At 47.9% G+C, this 14,360-nt stretch carries 14 protein-coding genes; 10 read left to right on the forward strand and 4 right to left on the reverse strand.

Features of this window, described 5'->3' with window-relative positions:
- Positions 1–346 precede the first annotated feature (346 nt).
- Positions 347–946, forward strand: a complete 600-nt coding sequence (locus QUA40_RS24275; RefSeq protein WP_333130632.1) for a 5-formyltetrahydrofolate cyclo-ligase — start codon at positions 347–349, stop codon at positions 944–946.
- 102 nt (positions 947–1,048) lie between these two features.
- Positions 1,049–1,828, forward strand: a complete 780-nt coding sequence (locus QUA40_RS24280; RefSeq protein WP_333130634.1) for a fumarylacetoacetate hydrolase family protein — start codon at positions 1,049–1,051, stop codon at positions 1,826–1,828.
- A gap of 66 nt (positions 1,829–1,894) precedes the next feature.
- On the opposite strand, the gene QUA40_RS24285 is transcribed toward QUA40_RS24280, so the two are convergent.
- Entirely contained in the window at positions 1,895–2,368 is a 474-nt protein-coding gene (locus tag QUA40_RS24285; protein WP_333130636.1) for a Tic20 family protein, read from the reverse strand.
- Positions 2,369–2,510: 142 nt separating this feature from the next.
- Positions 2,511–2,708: a hypothetical protein gene (locus QUA40_RS24290; protein WP_333031155.1), complete on the reverse strand. Its 198-nt coding sequence runs from the start codon at positions 2,706–2,708 to the stop codon at positions 2,511–2,513.
- Between the two features lie 168 nt (positions 2,709–2,876).
- On the opposite strand from QUA40_RS24290, the gene glyA reads away from it, so the two are divergent.
- Positions 2,877–4,160, forward strand: a complete 1,284-nt coding sequence (gene glyA / locus QUA40_RS24295; RefSeq protein ID WP_333130638.1) for a serine hydroxymethyltransferase — start codon at positions 2,877–2,879, stop codon at positions 4,158–4,160.
- A gap of 262 nt (positions 4,161–4,422) precedes the next feature.
- On the opposite strand, the gene QUA40_RS24300 is transcribed toward glyA, so the two are convergent.
- On the reverse strand, positions 4,423–4,551 hold the full coding sequence (locus tag QUA40_RS24300) for a hypothetical protein (RefSeq protein ID WP_333130640.1): 129 nt from the start codon (positions 4,549–4,551) through the stop codon (positions 4,423–4,425).
- A gap of 63 nt (positions 4,552–4,614) precedes the next feature.
- Here QUA40_RS24300 and QUA40_RS24305 point away from each other — a divergent pair, with 63 nt between their 5' ends.
- The 6 genes from QUA40_RS24305 to QUA40_RS24330 all read left to right on the forward strand — a co-directional run bounded on the left by QUA40_RS24305 (position 4,615) and on the right by QUA40_RS24330 (position 12,337).
- Complete coding sequence (locus QUA40_RS24305; RefSeq protein ID WP_333130642.1) at positions 4,615–5,670, forward strand: MraY family glycosyltransferase; 1,056 nt, start codon at positions 4,615–4,617, stop codon at positions 5,668–5,670.
- A gap of 81 nt (positions 5,671–5,751) precedes the next feature.
- Entirely contained in the window at positions 5,752–7,008 is a 1,257-nt protein-coding gene (locus QUA40_RS24310) for a competence/damage-inducible protein A (RefSeq protein WP_333130643.1), read from the forward strand.
- A gap of 299 nt (positions 7,009–7,307) precedes the next feature.
- Positions 7,308–7,445 (forward strand): hypothetical protein, encoded by a 138-nt coding sequence (locus tag QUA40_RS24315; RefSeq protein ID WP_333130645.1) that lies wholly within the window; start codon positions 7,308–7,310, stop codon positions 7,443–7,445.
- 105 nt (positions 7,446–7,550) lie between these two features.
- The gene (gene aroQ / locus QUA40_RS24320; protein ID WP_138920973.1) at positions 7,551–7,991 is read left to right on the forward strand and encodes a type II 3-dehydroquinate dehydratase; all 441 of its coding nucleotides are present in this window, start codon (positions 7,551–7,553) and stop codon (positions 7,989–7,991) included.
- Positions 7,992–8,165: 174 nt separating this feature from the next.
- Positions 8,166–9,314 (forward strand): ADP-ribosylglycohydrolase family protein, encoded by a 1,149-nt coding sequence (locus QUA40_RS24325; RefSeq protein ID WP_333130647.1) that lies wholly within the window; start codon positions 8,166–8,168, stop codon positions 9,312–9,314.
- A gap of 455 nt (positions 9,315–9,769) precedes the next feature.
- The gene (locus tag QUA40_RS24330; RefSeq protein WP_333130649.1) at positions 9,770–12,337 is read left to right on the forward strand and encodes an HDIG domain-containing metalloprotein; all 2,568 of its coding nucleotides are present in this window, start codon (positions 9,770–9,772) and stop codon (positions 12,335–12,337) included.
- A gap of 378 nt (positions 12,338–12,715) precedes the next feature.
- Here QUA40_RS24330 and QUA40_RS24335 read toward each other — a convergent pair whose 3' ends face one another.
- Positions 12,716–13,633 (reverse strand): carbohydrate ABC transporter permease, encoded by a 918-nt coding sequence (locus QUA40_RS24335; protein WP_445301193.1) that lies wholly within the window; start codon positions 13,631–13,633, stop codon positions 12,716–12,718.
- Between the two features lie 15 nt (positions 13,634–13,648).
- Between QUA40_RS24335 and rpsF the strand changes: the two genes are divergently transcribed.
- Positions 13,649–13,984 carry a 30S ribosomal protein S6 gene (gene rpsF, locus QUA40_RS24340; RefSeq protein ID WP_333130653.1) on the forward strand — a complete coding sequence of 112 codons (336 nt, stop codon included), beginning with the start codon at positions 13,649–13,651 and terminating at the stop codon, positions 13,982–13,984.
- The last annotated feature ends 376 nt before the right edge of the window (positions 13,985–14,360 follow it).

Raw genomic sequence — 14,360 nt, forward strand, 5'->3', positions numbered from 1 at the left:
TTAAGGCTTTGACCAATTATCATTGGTTGACTTATTGATGATTTGTTGTAGACCTTTGTCAACCGGATTCCGTATGATTTTTTTACCTTACCATTCTCTCAAACCTTTGTCCTGTTTAGACTAGAGGTGCCTTGTCACCCGCTAAGCAAATCCAGTTTGTTGATACTTTCCGACATTCGGGCAGGGGTTTCAACCCCTGCCTCAAAGCTAAATTCGGTTTTAACCGACTACAAAATGTGATGAAAATGCAATTAATTGTAGTCCTCTCTTAGAGGAGTTTCGCTGTGAGACAGGGGTTTTCAACCCCTGTGTGACTTGAAGTCAAACGAGAGATTCGATCGCAAATATGAATACTGCTGAACCTTCATTAACTAAAACCGAATTAAGAAAATCGCTCCTCAACACCCGCAAATCCCTCTCAACACAAGAATGGAGACAAAAGAGCGATCGCCTCTGCAACCGCCTGCAAAACTCGCCCCTATTCACCCAAGCAAAAACAATCCTCGCCTACTTCAGTAGTCGCCAAGAACCAGATTTAAGTCCCCTATTTGTAACTCCCTGCAAATGGGGATTTCCCCGCTGTGTCGGCAAAGAGCTATCCTGGCACCTCTGGCAGCCCGGAGATGCTTTACATACTGGAGCTTATGGCATACTCGAACCCCTGCCGGATGCTCCTAAAATAGATTACTCAGAAGTAGATTTAATGCTCGTACCCGCTGTAGGCTGCGATGTTCGCGGCTATCGGTTGGGCTACGGCGGCGGCTATTACGATCGAATGCTCAGTTTAGCTGAGTGGGAATCAAAAATTGCGATCGGCATTATCTTTGAATTTGCCTTGAGCCCCCAACTACCAGTTGACTCCTGGGACAAACCGCTGCACGGAATTTGCACGGAAAGCGATTTGACAATCGTACAGCAAAAATCAAGAAGGTCGATCGAGCAATAAATTTTCAGAAATTATCCCTAGATCCGTGTTTATATATATTCTATTTAGGACTTGCACAAGTCTTTTTGAATCTAGAATCTAAAACCTAAAATCTAAAATACTATGGCCCAGCGCTACGTTCGAGTAAAAACAACACAAGGACACATCCATTACGGTTTACTGCAACTGAGCCACAGCGTTCAAGTATTTGATGCACCGCCCTGGTTAAAGGGACAACCAACCGATTTGGAACTTTCACCTGATACTTACCAAATTCTCGCCCCGTGCTCTCCCTCAAAAATTGTAGCCGTAGGTAAAAATTATGTCGATCACGCCGCCGAGATGGGAACCCCAGTACCCGAAGAACCCCTGTTGTTTTTCAAGCCTCCGAGTGCTGTCATCCCTGCAGGTGCAGCGATTCGCTATCCGCAGCAGTCGGAAAGGGTAGACTACGAGGGAGAATTGGCCCTGGTAATTGGCGAACATTGTAGCAACTGTACTCCCGAACAAGCACACAGCAAAATTTGGGGCTATACTATCGCCAACGACGTAACAGCTAGAGATTTGCAAAAGCGGGACAACCAGTGGGCGAGGGCTAAAGGGTTCGATACTTTTTGTCCCTTGGGGCCTTGGATTGTCCGCGAACTGAGTCCTGCTGCACAATTGCAGACTTTTGTCAATGAGAGCGAGCGACCGGTACAGTCATCCCAGATCGATCGCATGGTATTTTCCCCAGACTTTCTCGTCTCCTACATCAGTCAAATAATGACCCTAATTCCCGGCGATGTGATACTCACGGGAACTCCGCAAGGAGTGGGGCCGCTACAAATAGGCGATCGAGTCCGCATCGAAATTGAAGGCATCGGCAGTCTTGAAAATACAGTAGTTATTAGTAATGGATAATTGGTAATTGCTAATTATCACCAACAACTGTCAACTGTCAACTGTCAACTGCCAACTGCCAATTGACTAACGAACCTGCATATAAACAGCATCCGAAAGCGGAGGAATCTCTGCATAGCGTCCCAAAAGCGACTGCACGACTGCATAGACAAATGCAGCAAAAGCGCCCAAAAACACCATGTTATACAGAGTTTCCGCAATAAATGCGACTTGGACGCCTTTAGAAAAAATCGGCAAAACTAGACCGCACAGCATCAAAACAATGTCTAAAAGAATCGCCTGCATCGCATTAAAACGAATGAAGTGACTGATGTTTTCGTTTCTAACTACTCCTAAATACAGCGCAAAGAAGATAATCAAGCTCGCAAAGGGCAAACTATAAATTTGCATCAATGGAGCTAGCGGTATCAACAACAGTTGCAGGACAGGAAACTGTGTAAACAGAAACCTGCCAAAGGCAAGCCCGTCAACCAACGGGAGCAAATAAGGCAAAGAAGCAAAAATCCGGTCTGGAACAGTTGTAGATCCGCGCCAAGTCATAATGAACTCTCCTGAGTCGATCGATTAACTATGAATTCCATTAAACTCAGGATAACGCAGCAGCAGGGTTTGTGTTTCAACTCTGCCGGAACTTGCTTTTCACTCAGCAGGGAGCAGCCTCAACTACCAACGGCCGGCTTTCTTATTTAATATTGGCAATGACGAAGCCCATTTGACACTCGTACCGATCGGGCAAATTTTCCGTAGGTTTAGCAACTGGATGACCGCAGCGAAGCTCTCCACCGCTCCAGCGCGGTTGGCCAGTGCGATCGGCCAGCAAACAACCTTGGCAAACACACTGAGGGGCAAGCATCTGATTTTCCATTAAAATGACTAACATTTGATACCTCCGGCAGGTTTCACACCAGTAATTTCATTGTATGTCAGGAGTTAGGGACAAACCGCTTAACCTGAACACAACGTAATATTTATGTCAATGGTGCGAAATCCGTAGTACGGTATAAGATCCCCAATTCCCAATCCCAAAATTGTCAAGAGGTTGATTATTGTGACGGACACTAACTTAGAATTCCTTTCCAAAACCGATCCGCTCATTGCCGATTTAATCGGGCAAGAGCTCCAGCGGCAACGAGACCACCTAGAACTCATCGCCAGCGAAAACTTTACCTCCGCAGCGGTAATGGCAGCTCAAGGCTCAGTGCTGACCAATAAATACGCCGAAGGACTGCCAGCGAAACGGTACTACGGCGGCTGCGAATTTATTGACGGCATCGAGCAAATTGCGATCGATCGCGCCAAACAGCTATTTGGAGCCGCTCACGCCAACGTCCAGCCCCACTCCGGCGCTCAAGCCAACTTTGCAGTATTTTTGAGCTTGCTGGAACCCGGAGACGGAATTATGGGCATGGATTTGTCCCACGGCGGACACTTGACCCACGGTTCGCCGGTCAACGTATCCGGCAAATGGTTCAAAGCTTTTCACTACGGCGTTAGCCAAGAAACAGAACAGCTTGACTATGACGAAATTTTGGCACTTGCCAAAGAAAACCGACCGAAATTGCTAATTTGTGGCTATTCAGCATATTCGCGAATTATCGACTTTGAGAAGTTTAGAGCGATCGCTGACGAAATCGGAGCCTACCTGCTCGCGGACATCGCCCACATCGCCGGGTTAGTCGCCACAGGGCATCACCCCAACCCCCTCCCCCACTGTCACGCAGTCACCACAACAACTCACAAAACCCTGCGCGGCCCCCGTGGTGGCTTGATTATGACTAATGACCCGGAATTAGGTAAAAAGTTTGACAAAGCAGTGTTCCCCGGCACTCAAGGCGGCCCCTTAGAACACGTCATTGCTGGCAAAGCAGTAGCTTTCGGCGAAGCATTAAAGCCTGAATTTAAAACTTATTCGGGTCAAGTAATTGAAAATGCACGCGCATTAGCTGCACAGTTGCAGCAGCGGGGCTTAAAACTCGTTTCCGGCGGCACGGACAATCACTTAATGCTAGTTGATTTGCGATCGGTAAACATGACAGGCAAGCTAGCGGACCAATTAGTCAGCGGTGTGAATATTACTGCTAATAAAAATACCGTGCCTTTCGATCCGGCATCGCCATTTGTCACCAGCGGTTTGAGACTCGGTTCGCCGGCTATGACCACCAGGGGAATGGGAACACCAGAATTTACCGAGATTGGCAATATTATTGCCGATCGCCTGCTAAATCCAGATGATGAAAGCGTCGCAGCCGAATGTGTGCGACGAGTTGCGGCACTGTGCGATCGCTTCCCCTTATATCCCCACTTGTACTTGAAAGTGCCGGCATTAGCTTAATTTTCCTGATCGGCAATGGGGAATTGGTAGTTGGAAGTGTACGGGTAAAAGGGTAAAAGAGCAGGAAAAGATTGATAGTTGCCGGTAGCGATATTGACAAGCGGTTTTCACCAAAAATATCGATCGCCCATACGGTTTTTAGTAAAGATATTTGTCGGGCGGGGCTGGTTTGACTAACGGTATTTGTCGGTTGCGAAAAATACCGCTCAACTGGGCCCGCTCGCCAAATATCGACTTTTTTGCTCGCGAAAGAGTCGATATTTCAAATCGTTAATTCGAGAGTTATGAATGAAAAACCTGACAATTCGCCCCAGGGCAACTGCCATTGCGGCAAATCTCCGACTCCCAAACCCCCAGTCGCTCTTAAAGATGTTTCCTTGTTATAAGCCATCTGAAATGTAGTAGACTCTGCCTGACAGCCTAATTGCCCCGCACTATTTAAAATTGATTTCAGATGCCGTATCAGTATCTGTACCACATACTCGCTTTCCTGGTTTCTGCGATCATCGTCCTCTGGAGTACGCCAATAGTCAAAAAAATTGGTCTCAAAAGCGGGCGAGTCGATCGGCCAGGCGAGCGAAAAGTCCACAAGCGCCCGATGGTGCGCTTGGGAGGAGTTTCCATCTTTCTCGGCACTCTCACTGCCCTCTTATTTGTCTGGCTCTCTGGAGGCTTCCTCGATGCTAACGGACAAGTTCTCAATCCCAAAGACGAATACGAAATTTGGGGAGTCACCCTCGGCGGCATCGGATTCTTCCTCATCGGTTTAGCAGATGATCTATTTTCGCTCTCGGCCGTAAAACGGTTGCTCATGCAAATTGGCGTATCCAGCATCGTTTGGATGGCAGGCGTACAAATTGAGTTTCTCACAGTTCCCTCCTTGGGACTGACAAATATTGGCTGGCTGAGCTTGCCAATTACCGTGATTTGGCTCGTCGGGATGGCGAATGCCATCAACTGGATTGACGGTTTGGACGGTTTAGCTGCCGGAGTTTCAGGGATTGCAGCAGTTGTAATGCTGATTGTCAGTCTGGCGATGCACCAACCGGCGGCAGCCCTGATTGCAGCGGCTTTGGCTGGCGGCGCCTTGGGATTTCTGCGCTACAACTTCAATCCGGCTCAAATCTTTATGGGAGATGGCGGGGCTTATTTTATCGGGTTTACTCTCGCTGGAGTGGGAGTAATTGGGTTAGTTAAAACTACGGCTGTTACTTCTGTGTTACTGCCATATTTAATTTTAGCTGTACCGATTTTAGATATGTCGGCGGTGATTCTCGATCGACTTCGCAACGGCAAGTCACCGTTTATTGCTGACAAGCGCCACCTCCACCACCGACTTCTAGAAGCTGGACTATCCCATCGATTTGCCGTTTTATTTATTTACTCGCTGACACTGTGGGTGGGAAGTTTAGCCCTAGCTTTTTCGCTTCCGAGCGGCGTAATTTACGCTATGGGTGCAACAAGTTTGCTGGGATATGCTAGCTGGAAAGTTTGGAGACACGCTCGATAGTTAGTTGACTGTTGACTGTTGACTGTTGTCATTCCCCAATCTAAAATCCCAACTCTAAAATCTAAAATCTAAAATCGAATAATGGTTGCTGAAATTATTTGTGTTGGCACTGAATTGCTGTTAGGCGATATTCTTAATAGCAATGCCCAGTTTTTAGCCAAAGAATTAGCGAGTCTGGGAATCCCTCACTACTATCAAACAGTGGTGGGGGACAATCCAGAACGTATCAAACAAGTGTTAGAAATCGCCGTCAGTCGATCGCAGCTTTTGCTCTTCACCGGAGGCCTGGGCCCCACACCCGACGATCTGACAGTCGAAACGATAGCCGATTTTTTTGGGGTTCCTCTCATCGAAAAGCCGGAAATTATCGCAGATATCGAATACAAATTTGCCCAGCGGGGACGCACCATGAGTCCCAGCAACCGCAAACAAGCTTTAATTCCAGAAGGTGCGGACATTCTGCCGAACCGCAGCGGTTCGGCACCGGGGATTATTTGGCAGCCGGTTTCTAACGTGACAGTAATGACATTTCCCGGCGTACCGGCGGAAATGCACTTGATGTGGCAAGAAACTGCCGTTCCTTACCTGAAAAATCGCGGCTGGTGCAGCGCCACTATTTACAGCCGCACATTGAAATTTTGGGGCATTGCTGAGTCGGCATTGGCGGAAAAAGTAGATAGTTTTCTCAATTTAACTAATCCTACTGTGGCTCCCTACGCCAATAACGGCGAAGTCAAACTGCGGATTTCGGCCCGGGCGGAGTCGTCCGTGGCTGCGAAAAACTTGATTGAGCCGATCGAACAACAATTGCGGCAAATTGCCGGCTCGGACTGTTACGGTGCTGATAGCGATACCCTGGCTTCGACTGTCGGCCAATTGTTGCTCGATGCGGGGCAAACTCTTAGCGTGGCTGAATCCTGCACCGGAGGTGGATTGGGGGCGATGCTGACTGGTGTTCCCGGCAGTTCTTGCTACTTTTTAGGCGGGATTATTTCTTACGACAATCGAATTAAGGAAGGATTATTAGGTGTTAATCCGCAAGATTTAGCCGAATTTGGGGCAGTCAGCCACCAAGTGGCAAAACAAATGGCTGCGGGAGTTCGCGCCAGCCTCAATACAAATTGGGGATTGAGCATTACAGGCATCGCCGGGCCCGCAGGCGGCACAGATGCTAAACCTGTCGGACTGGTTTATGTTGGTTTAGCGGGCCCCCACGGATCCGCAGAAAGTTTTGAATACCGCTTTGGCGATGCCAGAGGCCGCGATTGGATTCGGAATCTGAGTAGCTGTACGGCGCTCGATCGGCTCCGCCGTAAATTATTGTTGACCAAACCGTAGAAAAAATCCTACGATTGGTCAATTGTCAACAGTCAACCGTAAGCTTAAGCTTTATTTAACACTCTCTACTCCGATATAATTCGGCAATTTTCCTTTTGCCTCTTGATTATCTGTAAAGATTCGTTATGATAATAAGATAGGACTGATTGGCCAATATACTGACTCTCTCCATTGCTCAAAATAACCAGCAAGCGAGAAAGCAAGTTTGACCTTTGGTTTCAAAGTCGTGCTTGCTTGTTTTCAGATATTTAGCCGTCGGTTTAGCAATCTAGACTATAAAAAAAGGAGCTATCCGTTCAATGGAAGACATTGAAAAGGTGCTGGAACAAATTAAAGAATGGGTTCGCAAGCTGATAGAAGGACTGCTGAGTCCCGAATCTGAACCGGAACTCGAACCGATTCGTATTCCTGTCAACCAACCTAGGAATCGCCGGTAGTCGGCCCTGGGTTTGAGCTTTGAGCTTTGAGCTTTGAGGTTGTAGACAGGTTCTAAATCCTAAGTCTAAACTCTCATAATTTTTGTTGCGCGGGAATTTTAAAAATTGTTAAATATCCTGGTACTTCACGGCCCTAATCTGAATCTATTGGGTCAGCGAGAACCTGGAGTTTATGGTTCTGCAACTTTAAATGATATCAACAAGTTGCTAGAACGAGAAGCGCAAGCCCTCCAGGTGCAAGTCTCTATTCAGCAGTCGAATCATGAAGGGGTATTGGTGGATGCAATTCACTCGATGTTAGGGCAGCACCAAGGCTTATTGATTAATGCTGGAGCTTATACTCATACGAGTGTGGCAATTAGAGACGCGATCGCCGCGGTGAATATCCCTGCGGTAGAAGTTCATCTGAGCAATATTTACCGGCGGGAAGCTTTTCGGCATCACTCGTTTATCGCAGCAGTGGCGATCGGGCAAATCAGCGGTTTTGGCTCAGAAAGTTATCGGCTGGGGTTGCAAGCTCTAGTGAGTTACCTGATTAAAAATTAAAAATTTACCGATTATAGCGATCGGATGAGGGCAGGTTTTAGATGGAAAACCAGCCCTTATATGTTTGGGTTGAATTCAAATTAATCACAAGACTTAGGCAAAGAAGCAAACCAGGAAGAATTCTAAATTACCACTTACCAATTACCAATTACTAACCACTTGAGTTAAATTCAAATGCGGCATTCCCTGTTGAGCAAGTTTCAAGGAACCATCCTGGGGGCAGTTTTAGGAGACTTTATAGGCCTGCAATACCAGAGGCAACTCGGGGGTATTTCTCCACAAACAGAAGACTTGCAGCCGATTTTACAACTGACGAAACACCAACAATTGACCCTAAGAGGGGCAACATTGGCGTTGAATTCTCTCAACAGTAAAATCCCAACTGGCAAAGACTCATCTGCATCCGGGAGACTTGCGGTAGCGTGTGCTCAAAGTTTAATTCGGTGTAGGGGTTTAGATTTAAAAGATTGGCGCCATACTTGGGAAGCATTTGCCAAGTCGGAAATCTACCATCCCGGCAACAGTGAGTTTCAAACCCTGCTTAACCCTGGTGAAGCTGCCGTTGCTGCGCTGCCATCCGCGATGTTTTTTCACGAAAATAAAGCCAAGCTGCGAGAAAAAATCATGCTGGCGATAGAGGTTTGGCACAACGAAAACCAGCCAGAATGGGAAACAGCAATTTTAGCAGTAGCATATACGATCGCCCGAGCGCTCAAAGAAAGACTTGACCCCGCGACAGCGATCGAGCAAACACTTGTTTACCTGAAAACAGATAATGCCTTAACAGAGCTGCTGCTGCAAGTGCAAATACTACTAGAAAAGGGAGCCGATTTAGAAACAGCCACCACTCATCTGTGCAAAACCGCCACAGCTTTGCGAGAAAGACAGGGCGAAGGCGAGAAAAAATTACAAACCGAGTCAATTGTCAACCCAGGAAATTTGATTCCCATTGCCTTAGCTTTCTACTGCTTTTTGAACACCCCAGAAGACTTGCGCTTGTCAGTGGTGCGTGCTGCCCGCTGTGGCATAGCTGGACAAATAACCTGTGCTTTGACGGGAGCTTTGTCTGGAGCCTATAACGGCGTTGCTGCGATTCCTGTAGAATGGCGACAGGTATCTTTGGCTGAGGTTAAATCCCAGCAGCTAGCCGAGGGCCGAGAACCCTCGCTCTGGAGAACTGGCAGCGATGCAAAAATTGTAGAGTTAGCAAATAACCTGTTTGCTGTTTGGGCGGGAGTTTACAGACCCGATGCCGGACTTAATTCCGCAGCGCTAGCCCGATCGGTGGCTGCACCTTATGTCATTAGACCTCGTAAAATATAAATTTTTGAGCTTTTAATAGGGAGGGGAAAGCATAAATTAGCAATGAGAAATTAGCAATTAGCAATTAACAAGTCAAAAACGCAAGCCGAAGGAGAGCAACAATTAAAGATTAAAAACTAAAAAATTAAATCGGACGCGCTTGCCCCAAAACACCAGGTTTTTACGAGAATATGGGGTTGGGAAACGAAGAATCTACGGAGAAACAGGGTTTTTAGCCCTCACGGCCGAGTTTTGTTCAAGATGGACAAGGGAAGCAAAGAAGCTGCTTGCGTTGTCGGCCACAGTCAGGAAAACAGTCAGGAAAACAGTCAGGAACCCAACGGCTGGCGATAGTCAGGCAAAGTAGCCTGGGGGTTTGAATATTCAGCCAGGGTAGTTCGGATAAACTCAATCAAGATGCACCGTCAGAATTTCTGACAAAGCTGCTGGATAACAGTGATATATCTTCGACACAAATGAATACGCTCTCCTCATTGATGCGGCAGATTGAGCAGCTAGGGGCTGCGCGCTCACTGCGCCAACACATTGCTAAAGTGCAAAATGGCAGCAGCAAAGCAGATACCACCTCACGCGCTGGCGGGCCTCTCCTGAGCCGTTTGTCGCACCCGAAATGGCTTCTGCCCGAGAATTTTACTACTAGATTTACAAGTAAAACCTCCAAATCAAGCCTCAAAAATCAAGCTCGTTCCCCTATGTTGGCGATCGTAGCGGTAGTTTCCCTAAGCAGCACTCTGGGCCACCGCTTCTACAACCAGCCAAAACTGGATGTGGGGACGAAAGCTCCTCAGACGATTAAGGCTCCTGCTACGGCTAGCATCCCCGATTACAAAACTACTGAAGAACAGCGGAAAGCAGCGCGGATCGGGGCTGTAGCGATATTAATGCTGGATTCTGCGGTCGATCGACAAATTTATCATGAATTGCAACAATTTTTGCAGCAGGGAAGCGAGCTGCGGGAGGCGGTAGGCCCGTTTCCGTTTGTGAGTCCCTCGGCGCTCTCAAATGCTGCTCAGGTTTACTTGCGGGGCTGTCCTGAGTGGGAGTGGCGATCTATTGTGGCGCAAGCGGGTGACAAAAGTGCAACTTCCGAGCGATTAAGTTTGGATTCCCCCGCAATTGCTGCGGCAACAGATAACAAGTCTCAGCAAGATGCTATCGCTCAACTGCAAGCTTACAGCCGTGAGGTTCGGGCAGCAGATTTTCAAAGCCTGACAGGCAGTATTTCCTCTGCTCGCCGGCGCTATCTCAATGCTGTGGAGGCGCTGGGAAAACCGTCGGTTTTGGGGTTCCCACAGATTTACGATACTTCGCTGTTTGATTTGTCGGATGCAGCTTGGCAGAAAACCCAAACCGGTATGAGTCGGGCTGCAAAAAGGATGGTGGCTCAAGGTATCCCGCAGGGGTTGCCAAAAGAGATTTTGAAAGAAGCCGTGAAGCTGCAAGTGGCTGATGAAGTGCCGTTAGAGTCCCAAGCTTTGGCGGTGGAGGGTTTAACAGCGATTTTGCAGCCAAATCTGGTGAGAGATCGCGAGGAAACCAAACAGCTAGCTGAATTAGCGGCGCAAAAGGTGAAACCGGTGATGATCGCAGTAGATCAGGGCGAGATAATTGTTGCACAAGGACAAGATATTTCGCAGCAAGATTTCGTGTTGCTGGACTATTTTGGTTTAAGCCGGCGGGGGGTGAATTGGCTGGGGCTGGCGGGTTTTGTTTGTTTAGTGGGCGGGGCAATTGCGATCGTACTGCTGGTGGAAAGACACTACCGTTTGCGCCGGAGAGATCATTTGCTGTTGCTGCTGCTGACTTTGAGCGCGCCGGTGCTGGTTAGTTTGGGGCTGCCTTGGACGAGTTTGCCTGCGATCGGGATTTTAGCGGGCGGCTTCTACGGTTCGGCGGTAGGAGTGACTGTGGTGGGGCTGCTGTCGGTGCTGCTGCCCGTTGGCTTAAATGTGGAGTTGATTCATTTAGTCGCTAGCGGGGCGGGGGGATTGCTGGGCGCTTTTATGGCCGGGCGGCTGCGATCGCGCGAGGAATTGGCTCTTTTGGGCTTGGCTCTTGGGTTGACTCAGGGTACGGTTTATCTGGTGGGGACTTTGATTGCCAGCGCGGCTGCCGGTGCTATTTGGTACGTCGTGCTCGGTACGGTGGGCGCCCAAAGTTTGGCTGGTTTGGCTTGGAGCGTTGTGGCGATCGGCATCAGCCCTTATTTGGAACACGTTTTTGACTTGATTACGCCGATTCGGCTGGCGGAACTTGCCAATCCCAACCGCCCGCTGTTGAAGAAATTGGCTGCCGAGGCTCCGGGGACTTTTCAGCACACGCTGTTTGTGGCGAGTTTGGCGGAGGCTGCGGCCCGGGAACTCGGCTGCAATGTTGAGCTGGTCAGAGCTGGCACATTATACCACGATATTGGAAAAATGCACGATCCGCTAGGATTTTGTGAAAATCAAATGGGCGGGGGTAACAAACACGATGAAATTAATGACCCTTGGGCGAGCGCGGAGATTATTAAAAAGCACGTTAGCGAGGGCTTGGTTATGGCGCGGAAGCATCGATTGCCGAAGGCAATTCAGGCGTTTATTCCCGAGCACCAAGGTACAATGTTAATTGCTTATTTCTATCACCAAGCGCAGCAAATTGCTGCGAAAGAACAAGAAGATTTAAAGATGGCTTTGGCAGATACGGATGGTTCACAGTTAACAATGTTAAAAATCCAAAGTCGGGAAGTGAGGGAGGAGGATTTTCGCTACGATGGGCCAATTCCGCAGTCGCGGGAAACGGGGATTTTGATGTTGGCGGATTCTTGCGAGGCTGCTTTGCGATCGCTCAAGGATGCTACTCACGAGGAAGCTTTGAATATGGTTAATCGGATTTTGAGGGCTCGCTGGCAGGATAATCAGTTGATTGATTCGGGTTTGACGCGGGAGGATATGTCTCTAATTGCGGAGATTTTTGTGCGGGTTTGGGAACAGTTCAATCACAAGCGGATTGCTTATCCTAGCGCCGTTTTTACTCCCAGGTAGGAGGAAATTTTGAGTTAGGAAAAATAAGCTCGCATTTCAGTGGTAAATGAGATTTCATTGCGATTTGCCCCGCAAATAGCCATGCACTTCAGCATGGTTGCTGACAATTACCACAGGTTGTTTGATTCCTCAAAATTCCGAAGAGTCGATATCTCTTTCGCCTGCTAGGTGCGACGCAATTTTTGCCAGTCTTGGGCATCGATCGCATTTGCAAAAGCGATGAGAGTATCTATCACCTACAACCGCAGCGCGATCAATAATCCAGTGGATCTATGGCAGTTCGTACAGAAAAAATAAATTTTGTGAGTTGTGAGTTCAAAAGATTTTAATGTTTAACCGCAGATGAACGCGGATAAACGCCGATTTTTTGTGTTGATTCTATCCCTTGACTCCAGCAGCAGTTTCTGTTGGCACAATGTATTTTTGCAAGAGCAAAAAGAGTCCTAAAACTGGAACAATAGAAATAATAGAACCCGCCGCAACTAAACGCCAATCTAATGAAAATGTCCCGGCTAAATTGGCTACGCCTAAAGGTAAAGTGTAATATTCCGGTCTGTCTAAAACTAGCAGCGGCCACAGAAAGTCGCTCCAAGAACCGATAAATACGAAAATTCCTAGAGTGACTAAAGCTGGCTTAATTGCCGGAATCATGACGTGCCACCAAATGCCTAATTCACTGCAGCCGTCGATGCGGGCAGCTTCTTCGAGTTCTTTGGGAACTGCTAGGAATGCTTGTCGTAATAAAAATATGCCGAAGGCTGAGGCTAGTCCGGGAAAGATTACGCCTAAATAACTATTTTTTAGTCCGAGTTGTACTGTCAATATGTATAGGGGAATCATGACTATTTGGAAGGGAATCATGATTGTGGAAATGATCGTGATTAAGATGGCTTCGCGACCGCGAAAGTTGAGTCTGGCTAAGGGGTAAGCGGCGAGGGCGCAAAAGAAAACGTTGATGCTAACTGTGAGGCCGGCAATCAGGGTGCTGTTGAACAGGTAGCGGCCGAAGGGGTTGGTTTGCCAAACTTTGATAAAGTTTTCGAGGGTTGGCTGTTGTGGCCACAGTTGCGGGGGAAATTGAAAGATGTTTTCGTTGGGGGATTTGAGGGAGGTACTGAGCAGCCACAGCAGGGGAAACAGCATTAAAAGTGCGATCGCGCTCATCATGCTGTACGTCCACAGGGTGCTCCACGGCGAGGGAGTGTGGTTTGGGGAATTTGGTTTTTTAGTTTTGAGATTGTTCATTGTTGGGATATGATAATAAGTCCTTGCTTCGTGAGAAGCCTTGTTGTCCATAAGGGGATTATTGCCATGAAACCGTTTATTTACGAAACTATGTACATTCTGCGCCCTGATTTGGGTGAGGAAATGACAGACCAGGCGATCGCTAAATATCAAACTATTTTGCGCGATCAAGGTGCTGAAAGCGTCGAAACTCAGCATCGTGGAAAGCGCCGTTTGGCTTACGAAATCGGCAAGCACCGGGACGGAGTATACGTTCAAATGAACTATACAGCTCCGGGCGCTGCAATTTTTACCCTGGAGCGCGCGATGCGTCTGAGCGAAGAAGTGATTCGCTATTTGACAATCAAGCAAGATGTGCCAGATGCACCTGAAGTGGAAGCTGAAGCTGAAGTCGCCGAGTAGTCTTCGTGTCAACTTAACGTCTTATGTAGTACCAGTTTACTATTTGACGATTAGGGCCGCTTATTCCCCGGCACGCCTTTCTTAAGGGCTACCCTGTACACACAACTTGAAAAACTAACGTCAGAGCCTTTAGCTCCCCCTGGCATCCTCGTGAAAAAGAGGCTAGGGGGGTCTGTGGAATTATGGTACAGCATGGTTTCTTAAGGGCGGGACTTGATGTTAATTGAAATTATAGGTGAATGGGCGATTGTTTTTCTAGGGGAGGACGATCGCTCTTTTTTGTGGGCAGGCTGCTGAGGCTTATAGTCATTTCAAATAAGTATGAGACACTATTCATGCACAATAAGCACGAATAATTTCATCAAGAGATGTGCCA

The sequence above is a fragment of the Microcoleus sp. Pol11C3 genome, from assembly GCF_036701485.1.
Lineage (GTDB): Bacteria > Cyanobacteriota > Cyanobacteriia > Cyanobacteriales > Microcoleaceae > Microcoleus.

What these genes read in the sequence shown, in the direction of transcription:
- QUA40_RS24305 (WP_333130642.1), top strand. Translation starts at nt 4,615, where the DNA reads ATGCCGTATCAGTATCTGTACCACATACTCGCTTTCCTGGTTTCTGCG.
- QUA40_RS24280 (WP_333130634.1), top strand. Translation starts at nt 1,049, where the DNA reads ATGGCCCAGCGCTACGTTCGAGTAAAAACAACACAAGGACACATCCAT.
- QUA40_RS24330 (WP_333130649.1), top strand. Translation starts at nt 9,770, where the DNA reads ATGAATACGCTCTCCTCATTGATGCGGCAGATTGAGCAGCTAGGGGCT.
- QUA40_RS24335 (WP_445301193.1), bottom strand. Translation starts at nt 13,633, where the DNA reads ATGGACAACAAGGCTTCTCACGAAGCAAGGACTTATTATCATATCCCA.
- QUA40_RS24285 (WP_333130636.1), bottom strand. Translation starts at nt 2,368, where the DNA reads ATGACTTGGCGCGGATCTACAACTGTTCCAGACCGGATTTTTGCTTCT.
- QUA40_RS24300 (WP_333130640.1), bottom strand. Translation starts at nt 4,551, where the DNA reads ATGGCTTATAACAAGGAAACATCTTTAAGAGCGACTGGGGGTTTGGGA.
- rpsF (WP_333130653.1), top strand. Translation starts at nt 13,649, where the DNA reads ATGAAACCGTTTATTTACGAAACTATGTACATTCTGCGCCCTGATTTG.
- QUA40_RS24315 (WP_333130645.1), top strand. Translation starts at nt 7,308, where the DNA reads ATGGAAGACATTGAAAAGGTGCTGGAACAAATTAAAGAATGGGTTCGC.
- QUA40_RS24290 (WP_333031155.1), bottom strand. Translation starts at nt 2,708, where the DNA reads ATGTTAGTCATTTTAATGGAAAATCAGATGCTTGCCCCTCAGTGTGTT.
- QUA40_RS24275 (WP_333130632.1), top strand. Translation starts at nt 347, where the DNA reads ATGAATACTGCTGAACCTTCATTAACTAAAACCGAATTAAGAAAATCG.
- QUA40_RS24325 (WP_333130647.1), top strand. Translation starts at nt 8,166, where the DNA reads ATGCGGCATTCCCTGTTGAGCAAGTTTCAAGGAACCATCCTGGGGGCA.
- QUA40_RS24310 (WP_333130643.1), top strand. Translation starts at nt 5,752, where the DNA reads ATGGTTGCTGAAATTATTTGTGTTGGCACTGAATTGCTGTTAGGCGAT.